The 21,507-nt window shown below is 62.8% G+C and carries 18 protein-coding genes; 12 read left to right on the forward strand and 6 right to left on the reverse strand.

Translation table 11 applies throughout. The features are described 5' to 3' along the window. The first annotated feature begins 51 nt into the window (after positions 1-51). From JM946_RS14505 to JM946_RS14520, 4 genes are all read left to right on the forward strand, one after another. Complete coding sequence (locus tag JM946_RS14505; RefSeq protein ID WP_203168012.1) at positions 52-2,124, forward strand: phytase; 2,073 nt, start codon at positions 52-54, stop codon at positions 2,122-2,124. Positions 2,125-2,246: 122 nt separating this feature from the next. Next, positions 2,247-3,698, forward strand: a complete 1,452-nt coding sequence (locus tag JM946_RS14510) for a lysozyme family protein (RefSeq protein WP_203168013.1) — start codon at positions 2,247-2,249, stop codon at positions 3,696-3,698. Between the two features lie 113 nt (positions 3,699-3,811). Then, on the forward strand, positions 3,812-4,333 hold the full coding sequence (locus tag JM946_RS14515; RefSeq protein ID WP_203168014.1) for a Tse2 family ADP-ribosyltransferase toxin: 522 nt from the start codon (positions 3,812-3,814) through the stop codon (positions 4,331-4,333). A gap of 16 nt (positions 4,334-4,349) precedes the next feature. Further along, a complete protein-coding gene (locus JM946_RS14520; protein ID WP_203168015.1) occupies positions 4,350-4,607 on the forward strand; it encodes a hypothetical protein in 258 nt (85 codons plus the stop codon). Positions 4,608-4,622: 15 nt separating this feature from the next. Here the strand turns inward: JM946_RS14520 and JM946_RS14525 are convergent, their stop codons facing one another. Beyond that, complete coding sequence (locus JM946_RS14525) at positions 4,623-4,982, reverse strand: response regulator (RefSeq protein ID WP_203168016.1); 360 nt, start codon at positions 4,980-4,982, stop codon at positions 4,623-4,625. Between the two features lie 158 nt (positions 4,983-5,140). Between JM946_RS14525 and JM946_RS14530 the strand changes: the two genes are divergently transcribed. Then, entirely contained in the window at positions 5,141-6,052 is a 912-nt protein-coding gene (locus JM946_RS14530; protein WP_203168017.1) for a hydroxypyruvate isomerase family protein, read from the forward strand. Between the two features lie 15 nt (positions 6,053-6,067). Here the strand turns inward: JM946_RS14530 and JM946_RS31275 are convergent, their stop codons facing one another. Further along, entirely contained in the window at positions 6,068-7,258 is a 1,191-nt protein-coding gene (locus tag JM946_RS31275; protein WP_203168018.1) for a M23 family metallopeptidase, read from the reverse strand. Between the two features lie 173 nt (positions 7,259-7,431). After that, positions 7,432-7,872, reverse strand: coding sequence for a hypothetical protein (locus JM946_RS14540; protein WP_203168019.1), 441 nt, complete (start codon positions 7,870-7,872; stop codon positions 7,432-7,434). 110 nt (positions 7,873-7,982) lie between these two features. Between JM946_RS14540 and JM946_RS14545 the strand changes: the two genes are divergently transcribed. Next, the gene (locus JM946_RS14545; protein ID WP_203168020.1) at positions 7,983-10,277 is read left to right on the forward strand and encodes a DPP IV N-terminal domain-containing protein; all 2,295 of its coding nucleotides are present in this window, start codon (positions 7,983-7,985) and stop codon (positions 10,275-10,277) included. A gap of 76 nt (positions 10,278-10,353) precedes the next feature. Here the strand turns inward: JM946_RS14545 and JM946_RS14550 are convergent, their stop codons facing one another. The 3 genes from JM946_RS14550 to phnF form a co-directional block, all read right to left on the reverse strand. Next, positions 10,354-11,505, reverse strand: a complete 1,152-nt coding sequence (locus JM946_RS14550) for an alpha-D-ribose 1-methylphosphonate 5-triphosphate diphosphatase (RefSeq protein WP_203168615.1) — start codon at positions 11,503-11,505, stop codon at positions 10,354-10,356. Positions 11,506-11,515: 10 nt separating this feature from the next. After that, complete coding sequence (locus JM946_RS14555; RefSeq protein ID WP_203168021.1) at positions 11,516-12,469, reverse strand: isocitrate lyase/phosphoenolpyruvate mutase family protein; 954 nt, start codon at positions 12,467-12,469, stop codon at positions 11,516-11,518. Positions 12,470-12,564: 95 nt separating this feature from the next. Continuing rightward, a complete protein-coding gene (gene phnF / locus JM946_RS14560) occupies positions 12,565-13,317 on the reverse strand; it encodes a phosphonate metabolism transcriptional regulator PhnF (RefSeq protein ID WP_203168022.1) in 753 nt (250 codons plus the stop codon). 161 nt (positions 13,318-13,478) lie between these two features. Between phnF and JM946_RS14565 the strand changes: the two genes are divergently transcribed. From JM946_RS14565 to JM946_RS14590, 6 genes are read left to right on the forward strand one after another with little or no spacing between them, the layout of a single operon-like run. Beyond that, a complete protein-coding gene (locus JM946_RS14565) occupies positions 13,479-16,337 on the forward strand; it encodes a TonB-dependent receptor plug domain-containing protein (protein ID WP_203168023.1) in 2,859 nt (952 codons plus the stop codon). A 9-nt stretch (positions 16,338-16,346) separates the two neighbouring features. Continuing rightward, positions 16,347-17,525: an ABC transporter ATP-binding protein gene (locus JM946_RS14570; RefSeq protein WP_203168024.1), complete on the forward strand. Its 1,179-nt coding sequence runs from the start codon at positions 16,347-16,349 to the stop codon at positions 17,523-17,525. Between the two features lie 23 nt (positions 17,526-17,548). Next, positions 17,549-18,427 carry a carbohydrate ABC transporter permease gene (locus JM946_RS14575; RefSeq protein WP_407700556.1) on the forward strand — a complete coding sequence of 293 codons (879 nt, stop codon included), beginning with the start codon at positions 17,549-17,551 and terminating at the stop codon, positions 18,425-18,427. Further along, a complete protein-coding gene (locus JM946_RS14580) occupies positions 18,424-19,260 on the forward strand; it encodes a carbohydrate ABC transporter permease (protein ID WP_218042866.1) in 837 nt (278 codons plus the stop codon). The genes JM946_RS14575 and JM946_RS14580 overlap by 4 nt, the downstream gene beginning before the upstream one ends. Before the next feature lie 29 nt (positions 19,261-19,289). Further along, positions 19,290-20,204, forward strand: a complete 915-nt coding sequence (locus tag JM946_RS14585) for a TauD/TfdA dioxygenase family protein (RefSeq protein ID WP_203168026.1) — start codon at positions 19,290-19,292, stop codon at positions 20,202-20,204. A gap of 40 nt (positions 20,205-20,244) precedes the next feature. Continuing rightward, positions 20,245-21,501: an extracellular solute-binding protein gene (locus JM946_RS14590; protein ID WP_203168027.1), complete on the forward strand. Its 1,257-nt coding sequence runs from the start codon at positions 20,245-20,247 to the stop codon at positions 21,499-21,501. Positions 21,502-21,507 lie beyond the last annotated feature (6 nt).

Consider the following 21,507-nt stretch of genomic DNA (forward strand, 5'->3'; position numbering starts at 1 on the left):
TGACGGAAGCAGCCGGCGTGCGCCGGCGCTTTCACAGATAATGAAATCAAGATGAATACGAACATGAGCCGGCCGCTCGCGCTGCTCGCGGTGGCGCTGCTGGCCGGTTGCGGCCAGGGAGAGGGGAGGGATGTCGCCAGCTCCAAAACGCCCGCTGCGGCCGCTCGCGTCGCGGTGGATCAGGATCTGCCGGTGCCTGCCGAAGGTACGCCCTTCGGGGCAGTGCTCTGGTCGCATCCGACCGATCTGGCGCGCAGCTTGGTGGTGACCGCATCGGGCAACGCCGGTGTGACCCTCAGCACTCTGGATGGGCAATCGCAGGGCAGCTCCTCTGGTTTCATCGCTGATGCCATCGCGCTGTCGTACGGTTTCGATACCGGCGCAGGCCAGGCGCCATTGTTTGTGGTCCATGACCGCGGCACCGCCGCGCTGCGAGCATTTTCCATCGATCCAGGAACGCTCGAGTTGCGATCCCTCACTGCTGCGCCCCTGCTGTTGGAGGCGGAGCTCACAGGACTCTGCCTCTATCGAAGTTCGACCACTGGCAAATTCTATGCGTTTGCCGCCACCGATCCCGGCCAGCTACAACAGTGGGAACTATCGCCGCGGGATGGCGCGATTCAAGGTCGCCTCGTGCGAAACATTGCAGTCGGTGCGGGCGCCGGCCACTGCGCCGCCGATGAGATGGAGCAGGTGGTGTACGTCGCCGACGAAGCGGTCGGCATCTGGCGCATCGCGGCCGAACCCGAGGCCGATCTCGCGTCACGCGAATTGCTGGATCTGACCGCGCCGCGCGGACATCTCGGCGAGGAAGTCAAGGGACTCGCTCTGCTTCATGGCGCGACGACGAACTACCTGCTGGCCGCAGACGAAGATGCTGCGGCGGTCTATGTTTATAAACTGCCGGAGGCCAAGCACGTCGGCAAGTTCACGCTAGCGGGTGTCGAAGGTGCGAAGTTTGAATCGCTGTGGGCCGGCTTCGCACCGACGCCGCGCGATGCGGGGGTCGTACTGATCCCGGACGAAGGAGAAACTGCTGCCTTCCGCATGCTGCGATGGGACGCCATCGTCAGCGCGCTAAAGTTGCCGGCCGAAGGAGCTCGCGATCCGCGAAAGGTCACGCCGATCGCCGTGAACACCGTCGAACCGGTGGTTGAGACGGAGCAGGTCGAGGACTACGGTGACGCGGCCGACGATCCGGCGATCTGGGTGCATCCCACCAAGCCGGAGCTCAGCCTGGTGATCGGCGCGCAGAAGAAACGTGGCATCGAAGTTTACGATCTGAGCGGAAAGCGGGTGCAGGTGCTCGCGGTGGGGCGCACGAACAATGTCGACTTGCGCCAGGGCGTATCGCTCGGAGGCAAACGACGGGACATCGTCGCCGGATCGAATCGCGATCACCGAACGCTCACGTTATACGAGATCGATTCAGCCACCCGAAAGCTGACTGATGTGGCCGCGGCGCCGATAGCCACCGGCCTTCGCGATCCCTACGGTTTGTGCATGTATCACAGCGCGAAGAGCGGCAAGCTCTATGTGTTCATCAACAATCCGGACGCCGGCGAGTTTCGGCAGTGGGAGATTCAAGCCAGCGGCTCCAAGCTCACCGGCAAGCTGGTGCGTGAGTTCACCGTCGGCACGCAAGCGGAAGGCTGTGTGGCCGATGACGAAACCGGCGCGCTCTACATCGCGGAGGAGGACGTCGGCCTGTGGCGATACGCGGCGGAACCGGATGATTCTTCGCCACGTCGGCAGCTGGATTCGACCGGCGATGCCGGTCGTCTGAAAGACGACGTCGAGGGTGTCGCTATCTATCGCGGCCAGGATGGGGTCGGATATTTGATCGTGTCGAACCAGGGCGCCGACAACTACGCGGTCTACCGGCGCGAGGGCGAGAACGACTTCGTCGGGTTCTTTTCCATCGTCGCCAACGACGAGTTGGCCATCGACGGCGCGTCGGAAACGGACGGCCTGGATGTGACCAGCGCACCGCTTGGCCCGCTTTTTCCGCACGGCCTGCTGGTGGTGCAGGACGGCCGCAATATCACGCCGGTGGAACGGCAGAATTTCAAGCTCGTTTCCTGGGAGCACGTCGCTACCGCGCTAGGCCTGCAGCAGCGGTAATCAGGAGGGCGTAACACCTGGCGTTCACAGCCCTCCTGTAAATCGTCCCGGCCTCGGGAGTTCACCGTGCCGGCGTGCAACTCCCGAGTGACAAATCCGCAGGCCGCCGCATAATCGACACAATGAAAACCATTGTGCTGATTCCAATCCTGCTGTCGCTGCTCTGTTCTGGATGCGCGAGCATGGGTGGCGCAGGTGGTGAAGAGGAGCCGACGCTGATCGATGCGGCAGGCGATTCGCCAGCCGAGGTGGCCGCGTCGCTCGAGCAAGCGGCGCCCGCTCCGGAAGTGGGTTCGAAGCAAGCAGAAGGCGAGGTGCCCCTGGCGGTCGCCGAGTCCGAGCCGCCCAGTGACAAGCCCGAGGAGGTCATCGTCCATGGCCGCAATCTCAACCGTCACCAGGTGATCCAGGATCTGGTCGCCGAAGCGCAGAGCGTGCTTGCCGACGTCGAGCTTCAATACGTCTTCACTGGCAAGGGCAAGAGACAGATCCTCCGCGGCCGACCCGTTGCCTTCGCTCTATGGAACGAGACGAAGCAGGAGTGGACCGTCGCTCATATCGAGCTGCCGCGGCCGCCCATCAAGTGGCAACCCGGTCGCAGGCCCTTGCCGTTTCGCATGCTCACGCCCGGTATCCAGGCCAAACACGTCAAGGGCACCGGCGCCGAGCGGCTGATGTTTGCGTTCTCCCAGGACGGCACTCCGTTGAAAGTGTACGGCCGCAAATTCCCGGTCTTCGACAACAACCTGCTCAGACGCGGGCAGTGGCGTGCCGTGGTCCAGACTGCGAAGCCCATCATCTATCTGCCATTCACCGAAGATACGTTCGACCCGGGCCTGGTCAGCGCGGGCAGAGAGTTTCTCGTCGCCACGGCGCGCCAGGCGATCGAGGAACTGCGTCTCGCGGAGGTGCCGAGTGCGGCCTTTCGTGGCGAATTGCTCGCCGACTCGATTCCACTTCAGGTCATCACCACGCTTGCAGTCATCGAGCAGACGGATGACGCCGATTACGTCAGCAAGCAGACGCTCGCCTTCGACGAGGTGCTGAACCAGTACGGGTTGAAGCAGGAAGAGGCGTATCGGTACAGCGTCTCCAGCGCCAATGCGCTGGGCCCCATGCAATTCACCAATCGCCGGGGCAACGGCACCTATTCGCTCGTCGTCAGGCGCTGTCCTCGCGCCAAGCTCGATCCGGTGTTCGAGAGCGGCGCGACGAATCTGTTGAACGCCATGAAGGCGGCAGTCTGCCTGCTCGATCTCGAACTGGCGGGGATGCGAGCGGATATTCGTCGCGCGTATCGCGACAATCCCGCCGTGCTCGGCATCTTTCCGGTCGCCGCATATAACGGCGGACCGCGCAATGTCACGAAGCTGCACCGTGTGCTGACTCGAATGAAGGTCAAGCTCGATGAACTGAGTCGCCCCGGAGTGCAGCTCGCCGAAGCGCCGGTGAAGTGTCCGTGTGTCTGGAAGGCCGTGGGTACGGAAATCCGTCCGGTCCCGATCCCGAGATACAACAATGAAAACCGGTGGTACATCGAGAAGTACCAGAGCATCGTGAGTCTGTTCGAATAGCAGTGTCAAAAAATTGTCGGCGACGATGCACTGTCCAGTGCGGTGTCGCTTTTCCTTACAACCGGCTAGACTAGCTCGCGTTGCTGCATGGGGCGCTACTGGAAGGCGTACGGATGGCGAATATAAGTGTCGATCTCTACCGATCCTGCAAGTCGTCGGGATGGACCGGAAAATCCGCGGCGAAGAAGACCGAGACGTTCACCGCCGCGCATGGCAGGGGCAGTCTCTATCCGGACTACCAGGGTTTCTGGAAGAAGGATAGGAGCAGCTTCCGCCCGCCCGACGTCACATGGTTCGAGGACGACGAAGGCACGGCATGGGTGCGTGGCGTCGAGGATCGGAACGATAAAGGGCGCCACTATGTCAGCTGGAAGGAAGGCGTTTCCGTCAGTGACGCGCCCGGCGGTTTTGGCTACAAGGGCTGGTTCTACTTCCTGTTGCCGGAAGGCACCACGATCCCCAATTCGCTGGATGTGACGCACACGCCAACGCGCAGCAACCCGGGACACTACTCGATCCGCTGTCGCAACCTGATGCGACGGGATGCATACGAAGGCGCCCTGGACAATCTGGCGCGCGCGGCCCTCGCGAAAGCAGTCGAGCTCGGCAAGCAGTCTCTTTACCACTCCGAGTGAACGAGGTTGGATCTCCATGCGATCGATCAGTGAACGTGACCTGGCGGTGGTGATCCCGCTGCTCGCCGCGAAGATCCGCGAGCTCACGGCGGAGTTGCGCGCCACCGACGAACGGCTCGACGACCTCACCGAGGAGGAGGTCGAAGACCGCGTGCAGCTGCAGGATATGCTGGAACAATACGACGGCGTGCTCGACTCGCTGCGAACCGAATATGAAGAGGCGTTGTCCGAGGGTATCAATCTACCCAGCTACGACCAGCTCGTGGCGCCTTGAGCGTTCGGCGCTCGCTCAGCTGAGCGTTCCCATCTGCGCCTGTAGCAGCCACACCAGTTGCGCCTCGTCGATGGGCTTTTCGAGCACCAGCATCCGGTCCTCGATGGCCCATCGCGCGATGGTGTCCTCATCGTAGGTCGTGCAGATGAAGATGGGCAGTTCGGGGGCGCGCGCTCGGAGCCGTTGCGCCACACGATGCGCGCCGATGTCGGTCGGGCCGGCATCGATGATCGCGGCGTCGAACTCACCGCCGGCCGCCACACCGATGGCGCGTCCGCCGTCCTGCTCACATTGAACACGGAATCCAGCCTTGCACAGTGCGTCGGTCAGCGCCACCGAGAAGGCCCTGGATTCAACAAGTAGGATGGTGCTCATCGATGCCTCCCAGGAAGTCGCCTTATTGAACACGTATTGCGAGGCCATTTAGTTGCCTGCGAAAGCGCGACGTCGAAGAGCACTTACGGTAGATTCGCACAGTAGTCCTGCTCCCGACAGAGAACGTCGGGCCTGACCGTGAAGAATTTGGAGAGCTCATGATTACACGCCGCACGCTGATGCATTCCGCGTTGGCCGCCACTGCATTGGGAGCAACGTCACCGCTGCTCGCGGCGTCATCGAAGCGCAAGTTCAAACTGAAGTTCGCTCCGCACCTCGGTCAGTTCGTCGGCCACGCGGGCGAGAACATTGTGGATCAGTTGAAATTCATGGCGGACGAGGGTTTCACGGTCCTCGAAGATAACGGCATGATGCAGCGATCGGTCGCTACGCAGGAAACGATTGCCCGCACCATGCAACAACTGGGCATGTCGCTGGGCGTGTTCGTGGTGGCGGTGGGCGGCAATGAGAACCGGCTGTTCACGACGGGTCATCCCGACAATCGCAAACAGTTCGCGAAGGCCTGTCAGGAGGCGGTGACAGTCGCGAAGCGGGTCAACGCCAGGTGGATGACGGTCGTCCCAGGCGTGTTCGAGCGCAAACTGCCGATCGGCATACAGACGGCCAACGCGATCGACGTACTGCGCGCCGGCGCCGAAGTGTTCGAACGAGAGAACCTGGTCATGGTGCTCGAGCCACTTGCCGACACGCCCGATCTGTTCCTGCGCACGGCCGATCAGGCGTATGAAATCTGTCGCGCCGTCGACAGCCCGGCCTGCAAGATTCTGTTCGACATGTATCACCTGCAGCAGAATCAGGGCTCGATCATCGCAAGCATCGACCAGACCTGGAGCGAGATTGGCTACTTCCAGATGGGCGACGTGCCGGGGCGGCTCTGGCCTGGCACGGGCGAGATGAATTACGGCAACATCTTCAAGCACATCCTGGGCAAGATGCGGGAGAGCGGCCGCGACTTCATTTTCGGCATGGAGCATGGACCGTGGAAGCCGAACAAGGCAAGCGAGCGTGCCTGCATCGAGTCATATGCGGCGCTCAACGCGGTGTTGTGACGTCGAGCTGTCCGTTCATCGCTTCAGTTCTGGAAAGACGATGACGGTGTTGGCGCCAGGCAGCTCTCTGCTGCGCTTTCTTGCGGCAGCAGGCAGAGAGGAAGATTTCCAGGGTTCACCGGTGGCGAACGTGTGGATGTCATCGTAGGCGCCCACCACCTCGAAACCAGAGAACACGTACGGTAGTCCTTCCGCTGCAAGCTCCGCCTCGGCATCTGCGACGTGAAAATGAAGGTGAGGGCCGGACGAGCTGCTGCCGGAGTTGCCGAGTCGCCCGAGCACCTGGCCGCTCTTCACCCGATCTCCACGTTTGACCGCGATGCTGCCATGTTGGAGATGCTCATAGAACGCGTAGCGGCCGCCGCCCAGGTCGAGCGTCACGTAGTTGCCGCTGGCGTTCTCGAGAGCGAGCGGGCCGGTTGCCTCCGACAGCGTCGCCCCTTCGGTCATGTCGTCGACGGCTTCAGCGATGACGCCGTCCGCAACGGCAAGCACCTCGGCGCCGTAGCCATGCCAGTTTCGGATACTGTTGACGTCGCCGCGTGCGCGTGTCGCGTCGTCACCCAGCTTCACCCAATCGATGGCGAAGCGCGCAGGAATGCGGGCACGTCCATTGAGTGTGTAGACAGATGTTCGATGCCCGCCAACCATCAGCGGGTCATACAACGCAACCCACGGCCCACCACGCAACGGCGCGTTGAGAACGACGGGCTGCTCGCCACGTACAGCGCACCCGCTATCAGTAATGACGGCGTGCTCGCGTCCTGACGACCGCATGAGATCGAGCTCGATTCTGTGCTGAAGCCTGGCAGGGATTGCTGACCTGTCTTCCAACGGCAGCCATAAATAGATGATCGTCCTCCCGCCAGGGGGGATGATCTGGCGCTCAGCGTCCGCCACTCGCGCGCCCACGCGATCGAGCCTTGCTGCGAGCTGCGAATCGCTGAATTCCGCTACGCGGCTGTCGCGACCGGCGTCCAGTATCTCCAGGCGCTTCAACACCACGTCGACCGGTCGAAAGTTCGTGATGTGCAACTCATAAGCAAGGTGCCGGGCGCCAGCGATGGTGACCGGCGTGGGTGCGGACGGAATCTGAATGTCCACCGACTGCACCAGTCGGGCGCGCTGTTGCGAGGCTGCCGCCTGATCGAGCGGAGCGAACCAAGCCAACATCACTAATACGACGACGCTTGCGCTGCTTGTCACAAAGCGCTCCCTGCAAGTAGACGATGCGCGCGATTATCCGGTCGGCGCCTGTCATTTGTCCGATATTGCGTCGAACTGTTCTCCGGTTGCGATGGACCGCGCTCGGTGGGCTTTGGCGTTACGCGAGAAGCCGCCAACCAGGCGGTATGTAACTTCCCCTGACAGTCGTCTGGTCACCAGGACTCGCTGATGACGAGCTGCACGCTCTCATCATCCACCGCTGTGGTGATCGAGGACGAGAATGCCTGCACGTGACGTTTGAATTCTTCCGGCGTGCGGCCGTTGAAATCGAGCCAGTTGAACTTTGCGACGAACTCCGGCTTGTTCAGCGCGGGCTTGAAAGTCACATACATATCCCGCGGGCCGCGGCAGGTGATCTCTTCGACACGTTTGACGTGCGCCCGGCATTTGTAGCCGCTGGCTTCCGCCACTGCCCAGAAGGACTTCGAGATTTTCTCCGGCAGCGGCTTAGTCGGCCACTTCGATTCATGGTTCGAGCTCTGCGCCGGGACCGGATAGGAGAGGGTGAGGATGGCGTATTCACCCTTGGCGCACGAGGCGACGACGAGGCTTGCGGCCAGTGTGAATGCAAGGCGCTTCGCCGCTTGTGGCATGTCTAGTTCCAAGTCGGGCGAATCGCGAGATTCGATTCGCTGAATGTAGCGCATCGCTGCGCCGGTCGCGATTTGCGTGATCGCGCTTGTGGTATACGATATACCTACATATGAAAGCCTTCACCTGCTTATCGCTCGCTGCGCTGCTGTCTTCGATCGCGGTTACTTCAGTGCTGGCCGCTGCTGATTCCGCGGCGGTCCGGCGTTCGGTCAGTCTCCGGGACGATTGGATGTATCTCACTCGGGACGTGGCCGAGCCCGCCGAATGGACGCATGACGGCAAGCGATTTCACTATCGGAAGACGGTGGAGGGTGGCTTCGCCTTCGTCGAAATCGATGCGCGCACGCTGAAGCGGCGCGCTCCTTTCGACCCGGGCAAGCTCGCTACAGCGCTCAATGAAGTGACTCAGCAGAGTTATCAGCCCCTGCGCTTGCCGTTCGAGACGTTTGAATACACTGATGAGAACCGCGCGATCAACGTGACAGTCGAAGGTCAGCGATGGACCTGTGGCATCGTGAACTATGCGTGCAACAAGGCCGAACCCAAGGACAGAACCCGCCCCCGCGCCTTCGGCGTGGTTCGCGATCTGGACGTGCCGGCCGACAACTCTCCGCGCACATCGCCTGACGGGAAATGGGAGGCATTTGTCGAAGATGACAATGTCGTCGTCCGTCGCGTGGGATCGAAGGAAGTCATCGCGCTCAGCACCGACGGCACGCCGGGCGAGTTCTACGATCCGGAGACGCTCGCCTGGTCGCCCGATTCGTCTCGCTTGGTCGCGTATCGAGTGCGCCCGGGTTTTCGCCGCATTGTCACGCGAATCGAAGCCGCTCCGTTGCGACAGCTGCAACCCACCGTGCGCACGCAGCTCTATCCCAAGCCTGGCGATCCCGTCGATATCGAACAGCCCGTGTTGTTTCACGTGCTCGAGCGGCGCCGGCTGGACATCGACAACGCGCTATTTCCCAACCTGTATGAGCTTTCTGCGCCGCAGTGGCGCAGGGACGGCCGAACCTTCGCGTTCGACTATCAACGGCGCGGGCACGGCCAGGCGCGAGTCATCGAAGTCGACGGCCAGACGGGCGCGGCCAAGGCCGTGATCACAGAAGATGCGCGGACGTTTGTTTTTGCCGACCGTCGTTATCGACACGATGTCGGCGACGACGCGCGCGAGATCGTCTGGATTTCCGAGCGCGATGGCTGGCGGCATCTGTATCTCGCCGACGCCGCCTCAGGCGAGATGAAACAGATCACTCGCGGAGCGTGGATCGTGCGAGACGTGCTCAAAGTGGACGATGCCAAGCGGCGCATCTGGTTTTCGGCCAGCGGCATGGATGAGGGCAAGGACCCGTACTTCAAACATGTGTTTCGCGTCGACTTCGACGGCGCCAATCTCACTCGGCTGACCACTGCGGACGCCACGCATGAAGTGCGCTTCGCGCCCGACATGTCTCTTTATGTCGATACGTATTCGCGTGTAGACATGCCGCCGGTGTCGGAGCTTCGCCGTGCGGACGGCTCGCTGGTTGCGACACTCGAGCGCGGGGACATCTCTCGCCTCACCGCCGCCGGCTGGCGCCCGCCCGAGCCCTTCGTGGCCAAGGGACGCGATGGCGTGACGGATATCTGGGGGCTGGTCGTGCGTCCGCGCGACTACGATCCCGCCAGAAAATATCCGGTGATCGAAAACATCTACGCCGGTCCGCACGACAGCTTCGTGCCCAAGAGCTTCTGGCCGTTCGGCTTTCATTCGGGCGGCGACAAGGTCATTGGCATGCAAGCGCAGGCGGACCTGGGTTTCATCGTCGTGCAGATCGATGGCATGGGCACCGCAAATCGATCCAAGGCGTTTCACGATGTCGCCTGGAAGAACCTTGCGGACTCCGGCTTCCCAGACCGCATTCTCTGGCACAAGGCGCTGGCCAGCCGCGATCCTTCCTATGACATCGGTCACGTCGGCATCTATGGCGCCTCCGCCGGCGGCCAGAGCGCTCTGAATGCGTTGCTGTTCTATCCCCATTTCTACCGGGCCGCGGTCGCGTACGCCGGCTGTTACGACAATCGGATGGACAAAATCAGCTGGAACGAGCAATGGCTGGGCTGGCCAGTCGATGCGAGTTACGCGGCTGCCTCGGGCGTCGAGCACGCCGCCAGATTGCAAGGTCGGCTGCTATTGATCGTCGGTGAGCAGGACTCGAATGTGGACCCGGCTTCGACGATGCAGGTGGTCGATGCGCTGATCAAAGCGGACAAGGACTTCGAGCTACTGGTGGTGCCCGGCGGCGAGCACTCCGTGGGCCGATCGACGGGCCCCATCCACTACGTGCAGCGCCGTCAGTTCGAGTTCTTTATGCGCGCGTTGCAGAGCGTTCCGGCGGCGAATGGAAACAGCGGGCCGACGTGATCATTCGGCTCGCCCCGGGGGCGCGCTGGACCTGGCCTGCGCGCCGCTGCGATTCGGCGGTGCACGCATCACAGTCTCATGCGACTTGACGGCCGCCGCACCAGGTTGCGACAACGACCGGGCCGTGCGCTGAGTCGCGGACCCGAACGAGATCGGCGCGGTGCCCGGTCTGAATGCGACCGCGATCGTGCAGCCCGAGGACTCGGGCGGGGACCTCGGCGACGCTGGCGATGGCCTGCGGCAACGAGTGATGGAAGTGGCTCGAGAGGTAAAACGCGGCTTGCAGCAGGCTGGGGGGAAAGTAGTCGGAGGAGAGGATGTGGCATACGCCGGCCTTGACCAATTCGCTGGCGGCGATGTTGCCGGAATGCGAGCCATTGCGGATCAAGTTGGGAGCGCCAGCGACGACGTTCATGCCACGGCCCGCGGCCGCTATCGCAGCCTCGAGCGAGGTCGGAAACTCAGCAATCCGACAGCCGTCACGATGAGCATCGGCGATACTGGCGGCGTTGCAGTCATCGTGACTTGCGATGATGGCCGCGTACTCAGTGGCAACGCGAATTGCGAACCGTCGATTTTCGTCCGCGAACGTTGCTCGCGCCTGTTGTCGGCGAGCAATCAGGGCGTCCAGCCGCTCGGCAGTCATGCCGTAACGAGCCTGGTAATGCCGACGAAATCTGCCGAGGTCGGTCCATTGTCCCTGGCCGGGCGTGTGATCCATGAGTGACACGATCCGGGGCGAACGTATCTCACAGGCGCGGAGAAGTTGCGCGGGCATGCGAGGGCTGCTCAGCTCGCAGCGCAAGTGCAGTTGATGATCGACTCGCAACAAGCCGGTGCGTTGAGCGGAGAGGGTAGCGAGAATCTCTTCTAGATAGGACTCATCGTTCGCCTCGTCGCTCAGGTCCGCGCCCAAGGTCACTGCATCGAATGCGGTGGTGATGCCCGCCGACGCCAGCTCGGCATCGTGCGACAACACGGCGCGCTTGGCCAGCCATGGAGCGCCCAGGCGTGGGATGCGGTGACGTTCGAAGTTATCGGTGTGCAGCTCGATCAAGCCCGGCAGCAGATAGTCGCCTTCGCAGTCGATCTGCCGAAGCGATGTTTGCAATCCCTCCCCGATGCGACCAATCCGACCGTGCCGCACTTCGACGGTCAGCAGCGCCAGCCGCTCCGGCAGAACCGCCTGAGCGTTGCACAGCGCGAAACAGTTCGGATCGTCGGGAATGCCTCGAACCTCAAGCCGTGCTCAGTTTCGCGACGCGGGGAGCGGGCTTCGGTGCGGTGGTTTCGACGCCCACTGCGGCGAACAACTCCTTGACGGGAGCGCAGACCGCGTCCGCTTCGGCCGAGCGATCATGCTGCAGGATCAGCTCAGCTGCCTGCTGCATGCTCCGATACGCCGCGCGGATCATATGATTCCCGTGGATCACCAGGCGAACGCCGTGCTTGTGTAGCTCTGCACCGGTCAGATGATTGTAGGCGGTAGGGATGCAAGCGAGCGGCTTGCTCACGCCGGTCTGCTGCTGAAGGCGACGGTAAGCTTCCATGAAGCGCGTGGCTTCGGCGCCGGAGCGGTCTTTGGAATGAATCACGACGGCGTCGGCGTCGCTGTGCAAGTAGCGCTCGGCCCGGGCAAGCGCATCGGCCATGCCGGCGCCCGCGATCAGGCTCTCGATGCGAGCAAAAATCAGGAAGTCGTCGCTGAGCAAGCGATCCTTGGCCGCTGCAATCTTCCAGCACACCGTCTCTGGATCTTCCAATTCATGGTTGGCGTCGTCCGCCAGGCTGGTGCGCTTGGAGCCCGACTTGTCTTCCAACACCACGCCGGAAACGCCGAGATCTTCCAGTCGCCGGCACAGATAACCGAAGGCCATTGCGTCGCCGCCAGTATCGCCATCGGCCAGAATCGGCTTCGACGTGACGGCCGCGATGTCGGCGATGGCATCGAGGCGGCGTTCCAGCGTCGCCAGCTCTGCATCGGGCAGCGCCAGTGCGGTAGCGTGGCTGAAGCCGCTGGCCCATAACACGTCGAACTCTGCGTGCTGAGCGTCGCGGCTCATGGCCGTTGCGGCCAACACCGCCGACAGCGGCGAATGACATTCGATCGCACGCAACAGGCGCGGCGTGCTCAACATTTGTTTGAGGAGCGGGCGGCGGACCTCGGGCAGGAGGGAACGTACCAGTAACATCAGCGTCGCTCGATCTCGAGGAGAAGAGCGCTTCTTACCCTACGGCGCCATGCCATGTCTACTAGGAGAGTGGTTTCAGTGCCGCTGCCAGCGGCTCAGGAAGGCACCACGAACTGCAGCCGGTCGGCGCGAAAGCAGGTTCTGGCGAAGGTGACCGGCCGATCGCTGTCGCCGATGTCGATGCTCTCGGTTTCCAGCACAGGTTGCTGGCGCGGCATGCGCAGTTGCGCGGCTTCTTCGGCCGAAGGCAGGCGTGCGCCGATTCTGGTGTGGGAGCGCCGATACGACTCGACGCCGCAGGCGCTCAGCAGTTCGGTGATCGACAGTGAGCGATGCGGCTGAGCGAGCTGCTCCAGCGCCGCATCGAGCAAGGGCAGGCGTTTGCTGGGGAAATAATTGTGACCGAGGCTGAGCGGCACGTCGTCGGCCTCGCCGAGCAGGACCAGCAGGTGACAGGGCGCGCCGACTGCGATCTTCAAGCCTCTGGCAACCGCTTCCGGCGCTTCGATCTGGGTGACTTGCAGGATTTTCCGGCGCGGATTGCGGCGTTGATCGAGCAGATTCTGAGTGAAGCGCGTCTGTGCGCCGAGCCGATATTCGAGCAGACCTTCGACCACGAACGTGCCCTTGCCCCATTCGACGCGCACCAGGCCCTCCTGCTCGAGGTGTGCGATCGCCCGGCGCGCGGTGTGCTTGTTGCAGCCGAAGCGTTGCGCCAGCTCGATATCGGTGGGCACTCGATCGCCTCCCTGCAGCACCTGACGCTCGATGTCGTTGGCGATGGAGTCGCTGATCTGCCGCCACAACCTGGGGGGGCTGTCTTTCTTGAGTCGGTCGGTCGAAGACATGAGGAGCATTGTTCACCGGGCAAGTACCGGGGGCATTGTAGGATCTGGCGTGCCGCAACGGAAATCCAGCCTCGATATATCTCGGATTGTTCGCCGGGATGTCATCTGCTCGTAACGATCGGCTTGCTACCCTAGGATCAAGTCCCCTAGTGGAGTGAGTCGTGACACAACTGCCGTTCAGCCTTCGGGCAGGCTGCGCTTTCATGCTGACGGCCGCCGCGGTCGGTTATCCAGCGTCGGTGCTTGCCGACGATGCGCAATCCACAGTGGCGACGGCCGTCGACGGCGTGACGGAAGAAATCATCGTCACCGGTTCGAACGTGCGCGGCGCGCCGATGAACACCATGGTGGATCTGCAAGTGCTGGATCGGGCGGTGATCGAACAGACCGGCGCGCGGCAGGTCAGCGATTTGCTCGCGAACGTGCCCGCGAATACCGGCAGTCAGCTCTACAACGAAACCGGCCAGCTGAGCGGCACGGCGCAGTTCGTGTTGCGCGGGCTGGGGTTTGCTTCGACCTTGACGCTGCTGAACGGCCGCCGCGCCGGTGTCTCGCCGCTTTCGGACAAGTCGGGCGCGGACTTCGTCGACATCAATCAGTTTCCCCTGCTCATGATCGAGCGTGTCGATGTCCTCAAGGATGGCGCGTCGGCGATCTATGGCTCGGACGCCGTGGCGGGCGTGGTGAATCTGGTGACGCGCAAGCGGTTCGATGGGCTCGATCTCAGCACCGACTATGCCGGCTCCTCCAACGACGCTTACTCGGTCAGCGCAGCGGCGGGCCGCACTTTCGATCGCGGCTCGCTCAGTGCGTTCGCCACCTATTACCGCCAGAGCGGCAATGTTCGCTCGGACTTCGATTGGATCATGGAGCGACTGGCGGGCAACGGAGTGCCCGGCCGGTCACAGCTGCTCACCAGCAACAGCTATCCAGGCAACTACGCGCGCGCCGCGTTCACCGATATGGGGCAGCCGACGCTTGCTCCAGGCGCAACTGCCGTCGCGGATCCCAACTGTGAGGCGGCCGGCGGCGTGTTTCGAATCAACAACGACGGCAGCGTCAATCGCAACACCTGTTACTTCGACTATCACGATCAGATCGCCGTGGTGCCGGAGCAGCAGCGGCTGCAGGCGTTCGTGCAGGGCGAGTTCGAAATCACCGAAAGGGTTCGCTACTTCAACGAGAGCAGCGCGTCCGAGAACGAAAACCTCATCTACAAACAACCGGGGAGCTATTCCAACGGCCTGTCGACCGGCAATGCCGCCGGCAACATCTATGTGCCGGCGGAGTCGCCGTTCAACTTCTTCGTGGCCGACGCCAGTCGGCCGGGTGGCATCGCATACATCGATCCGGCGCAATGGGATCCGAGCGTGCATCAGGCGGTGCCGCTGGTCGGCAATTTCCGGCCGCAGGGCATTCATTTTTCGGGCGACAAGCAGCAGACCAACACCTATCTGCGCAGCGTAAACGGCTTGGATATCGGCTTGGGCGGCGACTGGCAGATGACGATTTCGCATGCCTATGCGCACGCCAGATACGATGAGCGCGATCCGGTGCGCATGGACTCGCGTGCGTTGAACCGGCTGCTGCTGGAAGGCCGCTACAATCCATTTGCCACCTCGATCACCGATCCGACGCTGGTGTCGCCGAAGGACGGCGTGAGCGTGGCGGGCAACTCACAGGACGTGATCGACCAGATCTTCTATACCGCGGAGATCGAGCGTCGCACTCATCAGCAGGTAGTCGACCTTTCCGCTTCGGGGCCGGTGCTCACACTGCCGATCGGCGAAGTGTCTCTGGCAGTAGGGGCTCAATATCGCGAGCAGTCGCTGAAATCGAGGCCCGATGCGCTGGCGCTGCAGGGCCTGGCGGATTCTCCAGCCACCGACCAGCCTTATTCGGCCTCGGCCGACGTGCTGGCGGGCTACGCGGAAGTGGTGCTGCCGATCAACGATCTGGCGATGGTTCAGGCGGCGGTTCGTCACGAAGATCACGGTGGCAGCGTTGGATCCTCCACCGATCCCAAGATCGCTGGCCGGCTCAATCTGTTCTCTGGCGCGCTCGCGCTGCGCGGCTCCTGGGGCACGTCCTTCCAGGCGCCGACCCTGACGCAAGGCGCGACCTCGCAGGCCTTCGTGGTCATCAACGATCCGGTGGTGATGGGCCCCAACGGCTTGACCTGTGGCCGTGCCACCTCTGGAAACAACGTGAACGTGGTGACGTTCGGCGGCGGGTTGGAGCCGCAGCAGGCCACGAACTACAACTTCGGCGTCGATTGGCGTCCGTTCGAGGCGCTGACCCTGGGCGCCGGTTACTGGCACTACGACTACAGCGAGCTGATCGCCGCTGGCCAGAACGGGCAGGCGATCGTGAACGGCGAGTGCGTGAACGGTGTGTACGTGCCGGATCCACGCGCCGTGCGTGGCTCGGGCGGACAGTTGTTCCAGATCAACACTGAGTATGAGAACGTAGGCAAGGTGGTGACCGACGGCGTCGATCTGTCCGCGATGTATCGACTGTCGACCGATCGCGCGGGCGACTGGCTGTTCCGGACGGAGGCCACGCGCGTCAATCGCTTCGATGTGTACGGCGCGAACGGCGCCGTAAGTCGCAACGTCGGCAGCCGCAATTTCAACAACAATTTCGCGCCGATGCCCGAGTGGCGCGCCTTCGCGCAGGCGGTGTGGTCCGGAGACGTACACGAGCTGAGCCTCGCGGTGCGTTACACGGATGGATACAAAAACGATCAGAGCAACAACGCGCCCATCGACAGCTTCACCACCGCCGACCTGCAGTATCGGCTGACGCTGGAAGAACTCGTGCCGCTGGGCTCCAGTGAGTTCACGGTCGGTGTGAGCAACCTGTTCGACCGCGATCCGCCCTCGCTGGTGCGCTATGACGCAGCCGGGCAGCTCATCTCCGGCACCACCTCGGACATCGATCGCCCCGGCTACGATCCGTTGTCGGTCGCGAACATCCAGGGCCGCTCGATATACCTGCGCTTTCTGCAGAAGCTCTGAGGCATCACGATGGCGTCAATCGCGTTGGATCGCATTGCCAAGGTATTCACGCGCCCGGACGGTTCGCCGACCCGGGTGCTCGATGAGCTGACGCTGCAGGTCGCGGCCGGAGAGTTTCTGACCTTGCTCGGGCCGTCTGGATGCGGCAAATCCACGTTGATTCGAATCATCGCGGGCCTGGAGCCGCAGAGCGCCGGCTCGGTGAGCATCGGCGGACAATGCGTGGATGGTCGCCATCCGCGCCAACGCGACGTCGCGATGGTGTTCCAATCCTACGCCCTGTATCCCCACATGACGGTGGAGGCGAATCTTGCGTTGCCGTTGGTCATGCGCCGATTGACAGCGTTGCAGCGTGCGCCGTGGATCGGACGGTGGATGCCTGGCTATCGCCGTGTGCGCGAGACCATCGACCGCGACGTGCGCGAGGTCGCCGGCGCGCTCGAACTGACTCATTTGCTCGAGCGCAAGCCCGGGCAGCTCTCCGGTGGCCAGCGGCAACGAGTCGCACTGGCTCGAGCGATGGTGCGCCAACCGTCCGTGTTTCTCATGGACGAGCCCTTGTCGAATCTGGACGCCAAGCTGCGCACGCAAATGCGTGCCGAGATCACGGCCCTGCATCGACGGCTACGCACCACCTTCGTTTATGTGACTCACGATCAGACCGAAGCGATGACGATGTCGGATCGGGTGGCGGTGATGTTCGACGGCCGGATCGAGCAAATCGGTCCACCGACCGAACTCTACGCGCGACCCGCCACACGGCGCGTGGCCGAGTTCATCGGCACACCGCAGATCAACTCGATCGACGGCATCGTGCGTTCCGCCAGCACCATCGAAGTGGCCGGGGCGGTCCTGCCGATCGGTACTTGCCTGCCCACGGGATCGGTGGTGACGGTGGGCTTGCGCCCTGAGAGTTTGACGCCGGTCGAGCGCGCCGGCGCGACGGTGCTGCTGGGACGAGTGCAGCGAATCGAACATATGGGCGCCGACAGCTATGTCTACTTCCATGTGCTGGGGCAGGCGCGAGCGCTGGTGCTCAGAACATCGGCTGCGCGAGCCGCCGGTCTGCAGCCGGAGATGGTGTTTCACGTCGCCACTTCGCTCGATCAGGTGTTGCTGTTCGACTCGCAGGGGCGCGCCATCGACAGCGTGGTTCCACAGATCGCCTCGGTCAGGAGCTTTCGTTGACGACCGACGCGCAGGCGACCTCAATGGAGCACGCCTCGCAATCCAGCCACGGTTGGCTGCTTGCGGGGCCGGCCGCCTTTGCGTTGCTGGCGCTCATCATTCTTCCCGCGCTGTCAGTGTTCTTCGTGGCGCTGACCGACTGGCAATTCGGCGCGCGCACGTTCTCGTATGTGGGTCTTGAGAACTACCACGAATTGTTCGCGGATCCGGACTTCTACAAATCGCTGCGCAATACCTTTGTGTACGTGCTCATCGTGGTGCCGGGAACGGTGCTCACCGGATTGGCCATCGCGCTGCTGGTGGAATCCGACCGCACTCTGCGTACTTTCTATCGAGCCGCTCACTTCCTGCCGTTCATGGCGACGCTGGCAGCGATGGCCGTGGCCTGGGAGGCTTTGTTACATCCCACCATCGGTCTGCTCAATCAGGCGCTCAGCGACCTTGGACTGCCGACCGCCAACTGGTTGCGTGACCCGTCCACCGTGCTGGTGACGCTGGCGGTGATCGCCATCTGGAAAAATCTCGGCTTCGCGATGGTGCTGTTCATGGCAGGGCTGAAGGCCATCCCGCGGGATCTTTACGACGCGGCTGATGTCGATGGCGCGGTCGGCGCCACGGATCGGTTGCGAACGGTCACGCTGCCGATGCTCGGGCCCACGATGTTGTTCGTCGTGATCGTCACCGCCTTGCGCGCGCTGGAAACGTTCGACACGGTGAACATCCTCACTCAGGGCGGGCCGGCTCGGGCCTCCGAAATGTTGTTGTACACGTTGTACGTGGAGAGCTTCGGCTATCTGCAAGCCGGGCGGGGCGCCGCGATCACCGTCGTGTTTCTGATCATCGTGGTGTTACTGACGCTGTTGCAGATGAGAGTCATGGACAGGAGGGTTCATTACTCATGAGCGTGCGCAGCCTGCCGTGGCCAGCGGCGGTGGCCAGGCATTCGGTGCTCATCGTGACGGCGGCCCTGATGCTGTTGCCGTTCGTGTGGATGCTGAGCCTGTCCGTGAAGGGGCCGGGCGAGATGTTCCGCTCGGGCTTTGCGCTGCTGCCTGCACATTTCCACGGGCTCGACAATTACCGTGCCGCGCTTACCGCTGCGCCGCTGCCCAGATTTCTCTTGAACGGGGTGTTGGTGTGTGGATCCATCGCGATCCTGCAGTTGCTCCTGTGCGCGCCGTGCGCGTACGCCCTGGCCAAGTTGCAGTTCAAAGGGCGCGGCGCATTGTTCGCTCTGGTGCTGCTCGGCCTGATCATTCCTCAGCAGGTGCTGGCGCTGCCATTGTTCTTCATCGGCTATCGGCTCGGACTGTTGGACAGCTACGTCGGCCTGATCTTTCCCTTCGTGATCTCGCCTTTCGGGATCTTCCTGCTGCGCCAGTTCTTTCGGGGCATCCCGGACGACATCGTGCACGCCGCGCGTCTCGATGGTGTGTCCGAGTTGGGCATCGTCTGGCGCATCATGGCGCCGATGGCGCAGCCGGCAATCATCGCGTTTCTGATCTTTTCGGTGGTCAGCCATTGGAACGATCTGTTCTGGCCGCTGATCGCGGTGCGCAGCGAGTCGCTGATGCCGCCGGCATTGGGCATCGTGACATTCCGCGATGCTGAGGCCGGCACTGACTACGGACCGCTGATGGCCGGCGCGGTGCTGGTCGTCGCGCCGCTGGTGCTGGCGTTCCTGCTGGCCCAACGTCGCTTCATCGAGAGTCTTACCCTGGGCGGCGTCAAATAGCCGCGTCGTCTCCACTTCTCACGAGCATCATGAACACAGACAACGGCATCCATGTCATTCCCGCGACTCCCTACATTGGCGCCGACGTTCACAACGTCGATCTGGCGCGTGTCGTCGATGTCACCGACGTGGCCACCATCGAAGCGTTGCGACTCGCGCTCGATGAGCATCTCGTGCTCCGCTTGCGCGGCCAGCATCTCAGTGCGTCGCAGATGGAGCGCTTCGGCGCATACTTCGGCGGTTTCGTGAGTCTGAAGCGGCCCGAGCAGCGCGACGCTTTGCATATCCCCGGACTACAGTTCGTGAAGTGTATTTCCAACGGCGTGACAGCGGACGGTCGGCCGGTCGGAGATGGCAGCGCGAAGCCTCAGGACTGGCACACGGATGGGGCCATGAAGCCGCGCCCGGCGACTTATTCGCACTTCTATGCTCGAGTCGTGCCGGCGGATCCGCCGCGCACGTATTGGATGAATATGTATCGGGTCTACGATTCCCTGCCGGCGCAGTGGCGCGAGGAGATCCAGGATCTCTGGGTGATCCATCATCAGTATTCCGCGGGCAACGAGTTTCCGTTGCCGCCCTCACTGCCGCTGGCGAAGCGGATGGAGGGACCGAGACATCCCTTGGTTCGTCGCCATCCGACCAGCGGACGCCCGTTGCTCTACTTGCCGCACCGTGACGACGCCATCGTGGTCGGCAGAGATGAGGCCGCAAGCCGACAGTTGCTCGCTCGCCTGCGTGACTTCGCAGCCCGCTCGCCGTACTGGTGGTCGGCGGCAATGGAGTTGGATGACTTCGTGATCTGGGACAATCGCGCCTGTCTGCATCGTCGCGACGGCTGGGATCCGGCGCGTGAACGCACGCTGTGGCATCTTGCGAACGAAGGGGAGGTTCCCGTGCCGTATTACGCAGCGTCGGAGCTGGATGTGAAACAAGCTTCCTGAGGGCGGCGTGTCGTTGAGCATGCATCGTTCGATTCGAGCAATGGCGCGAGGCTTGCTCGCGGCGCTCGCGCTCCTGGCGGCCGGTTGCGACCGGCCCGAGTCGGATGCGCTCGTCATCCATGCACAGCCCTATATCAAAGAGGTCTATGCGCAAGTCGTTGCCGACTATGGAAGTGCGCATCCGGATGTCAGTGTGCGTTTCGAGCCAGGACCCCGGGACGAGGAGCAGATGGTGCAACAGCTGCTGCGCTCGAGTTTGATAGGTGCGCCACTGCCCGATGTCGTGATGGTGAGTGGCAACTTCGTGAGATTGCTCGCCGAGCGCGAACTGGCGGTGCCGCTGGGCGCGTTCATCGCAGGTCATCCGCACTGGCGCACCACGGTGGCAGAGGCAGTCATCGAAGCCGGGCGCTACGGCCGATCCAGCTACGGGCTCGCGTTCGGCTTTTCCGTCCCGGTAGTGCTGTTCAATAAGCAGCTCGTGCGACGCGCCGGTGCGGACCCCGAGCATCTGCCGACGGATTGGCCACAGATTCTGGCGCTCGCAAAGCGCATCGACGATTCCGCCGAGGGCGTGGTCGGGGGCTTGCTGGAGTACGACGGGGGCGGCGCTTTCGCTTTTCTTGCGCTGCTCGAGAGTCATGGCGGCACGCTGCTGAGCGGGGATGAGCGTGAAGTGGCCGTCGATACAGTCGCCGGACTGCAGGCGCTGGATGTGGTGCGCGGGTTCGGATTGGCCGGGCAGGCGAGAGCAGACATGTCGCGCGATCAGGCACGTCAGGCGTTCGGCGCCGGCTCGGTCGGAGTCTTCGTCACCATGAGCAGCATGCTGCCGCGTCTCGAACAGGCCGCCGAAGGATATTTCGAGATCGGTATGGCGCCCTTTCCCATGCAAGCACAGGGCAGATTGCCGACCGCAGGGCCGGTCGCTGTGATGTTGACTCGCGATCCCGCGCGTCAACGCCGCGTCTTTGCATTGATGTCATATCTCACCAGCGCCGAAGCGCAGATCGCGATGGCGAAGGCGAGTGGCTATGTTCCTGCGAACTCGCTGGCCATCGCACAATCGGCTGCCTTGCGCGGACTGCTGGAGGAGCGCAGTTTCTCTGCGGCGGTGCTTGGACGGCTCGACGCGGCGACTCGCTGGTATGCGCCGCCCGGGCCCAACGCCATCCGTATCGCGGATCGCATCACGACTCGCATGCAGCAGGTGGTGACTCTCGAACAGGAGCCAGCGGCGGCGCTGCGGCAGCTCGTTGATGAGATCCGGCCGCTGTTGCCCGATCCGACGTCCTGAAACCGG

It is taken from the genome of Steroidobacter gossypii (assembly GCF_016801985.1).
Classification (GTDB): Bacteria; Pseudomonadota; Gammaproteobacteria; order Steroidobacterales; family Steroidobacteraceae; genus Steroidobacter; species Steroidobacter gossypii.

What these genes read in the sequence shown, in the direction of transcription:
- JM946_RS14555 (WP_203168021.1), bottom strand. Translation starts at nt 12,469, where the DNA reads ATGTTACTGGTACGTTCCCTCCTGCCCGAGGTCCGCCGCCCGCTCCTC.
- JM946_RS14590 (WP_203168027.1), top strand. Translation starts at nt 20,245, where the DNA reads ATGGCGCGAGGCTTGCTCGCGGCGCTCGCGCTCCTGGCGGCCGGTTGC.
- JM946_RS14530 (WP_203168017.1), top strand. Translation starts at nt 5,141, where the DNA reads ATGATTACACGCCGCACGCTGATGCATTCCGCGTTGGCCGCCACTGCA.
- phnF (WP_203168022.1), bottom strand. Translation starts at nt 13,317, where the DNA reads ATGTCTTCGACCGACCGACTCAAGAAAGACAGCCCCCCCAGGTTGTGG.
- JM946_RS14545 (WP_203168020.1), top strand. Translation starts at nt 7,983, where the DNA reads ATGAAAGCCTTCACCTGCTTATCGCTCGCTGCGCTGCTGTCTTCGATC.
- JM946_RS14585 (WP_203168026.1), top strand. Translation starts at nt 19,290, where the DNA reads ATGAACACAGACAACGGCATCCATGTCATTCCCGCGACTCCCTACATT.
- JM946_RS14570 (WP_203168024.1), top strand. Translation starts at nt 16,347, where the DNA reads ATGGCGTCAATCGCGTTGGATCGCATTGCCAAGGTATTCACGCGCCCG.
- JM946_RS14575 (WP_407700556.1), top strand. Translation starts at nt 17,549, where the DNA reads ATGGAGCACGCCTCGCAATCCAGCCACGGTTGGCTGCTTGCGGGGCCG.
- JM946_RS14520 (WP_203168015.1), top strand. Translation starts at nt 4,350, where the DNA reads ATGCGATCGATCAGTGAACGTGACCTGGCGGTGGTGATCCCGCTGCTC.
- JM946_RS14525 (WP_203168016.1), bottom strand. Translation starts at nt 4,982, where the DNA reads ATGAGCACCATCCTACTTGTTGAATCCAGGGCCTTCTCGGTGGCGCTG.
- JM946_RS14505 (WP_203168012.1), top strand. Translation starts at nt 52, where the DNA reads ATGAATACGAACATGAGCCGGCCGCTCGCGCTGCTCGCGGTGGCGCTG.
- JM946_RS14540 (WP_203168019.1), bottom strand. Translation starts at nt 7,872, where the DNA reads ATGCCACAAGCGGCGAAGCGCCTTGCATTCACACTGGCCGCAAGCCTC.
- JM946_RS14515 (WP_203168014.1), top strand. Translation starts at nt 3,812, where the DNA reads ATGGCGAATATAAGTGTCGATCTCTACCGATCCTGCAAGTCGTCGGGA.
- JM946_RS14510 (WP_203168013.1), top strand. Translation starts at nt 2,247, where the DNA reads ATGAAAACCATTGTGCTGATTCCAATCCTGCTGTCGCTGCTCTGTTCT.
- JM946_RS14580 (WP_218042866.1), top strand. Translation starts at nt 18,424, where the DNA reads ATGAGCGTGCGCAGCCTGCCGTGGCCAGCGGCGGTGGCCAGGCATTCG.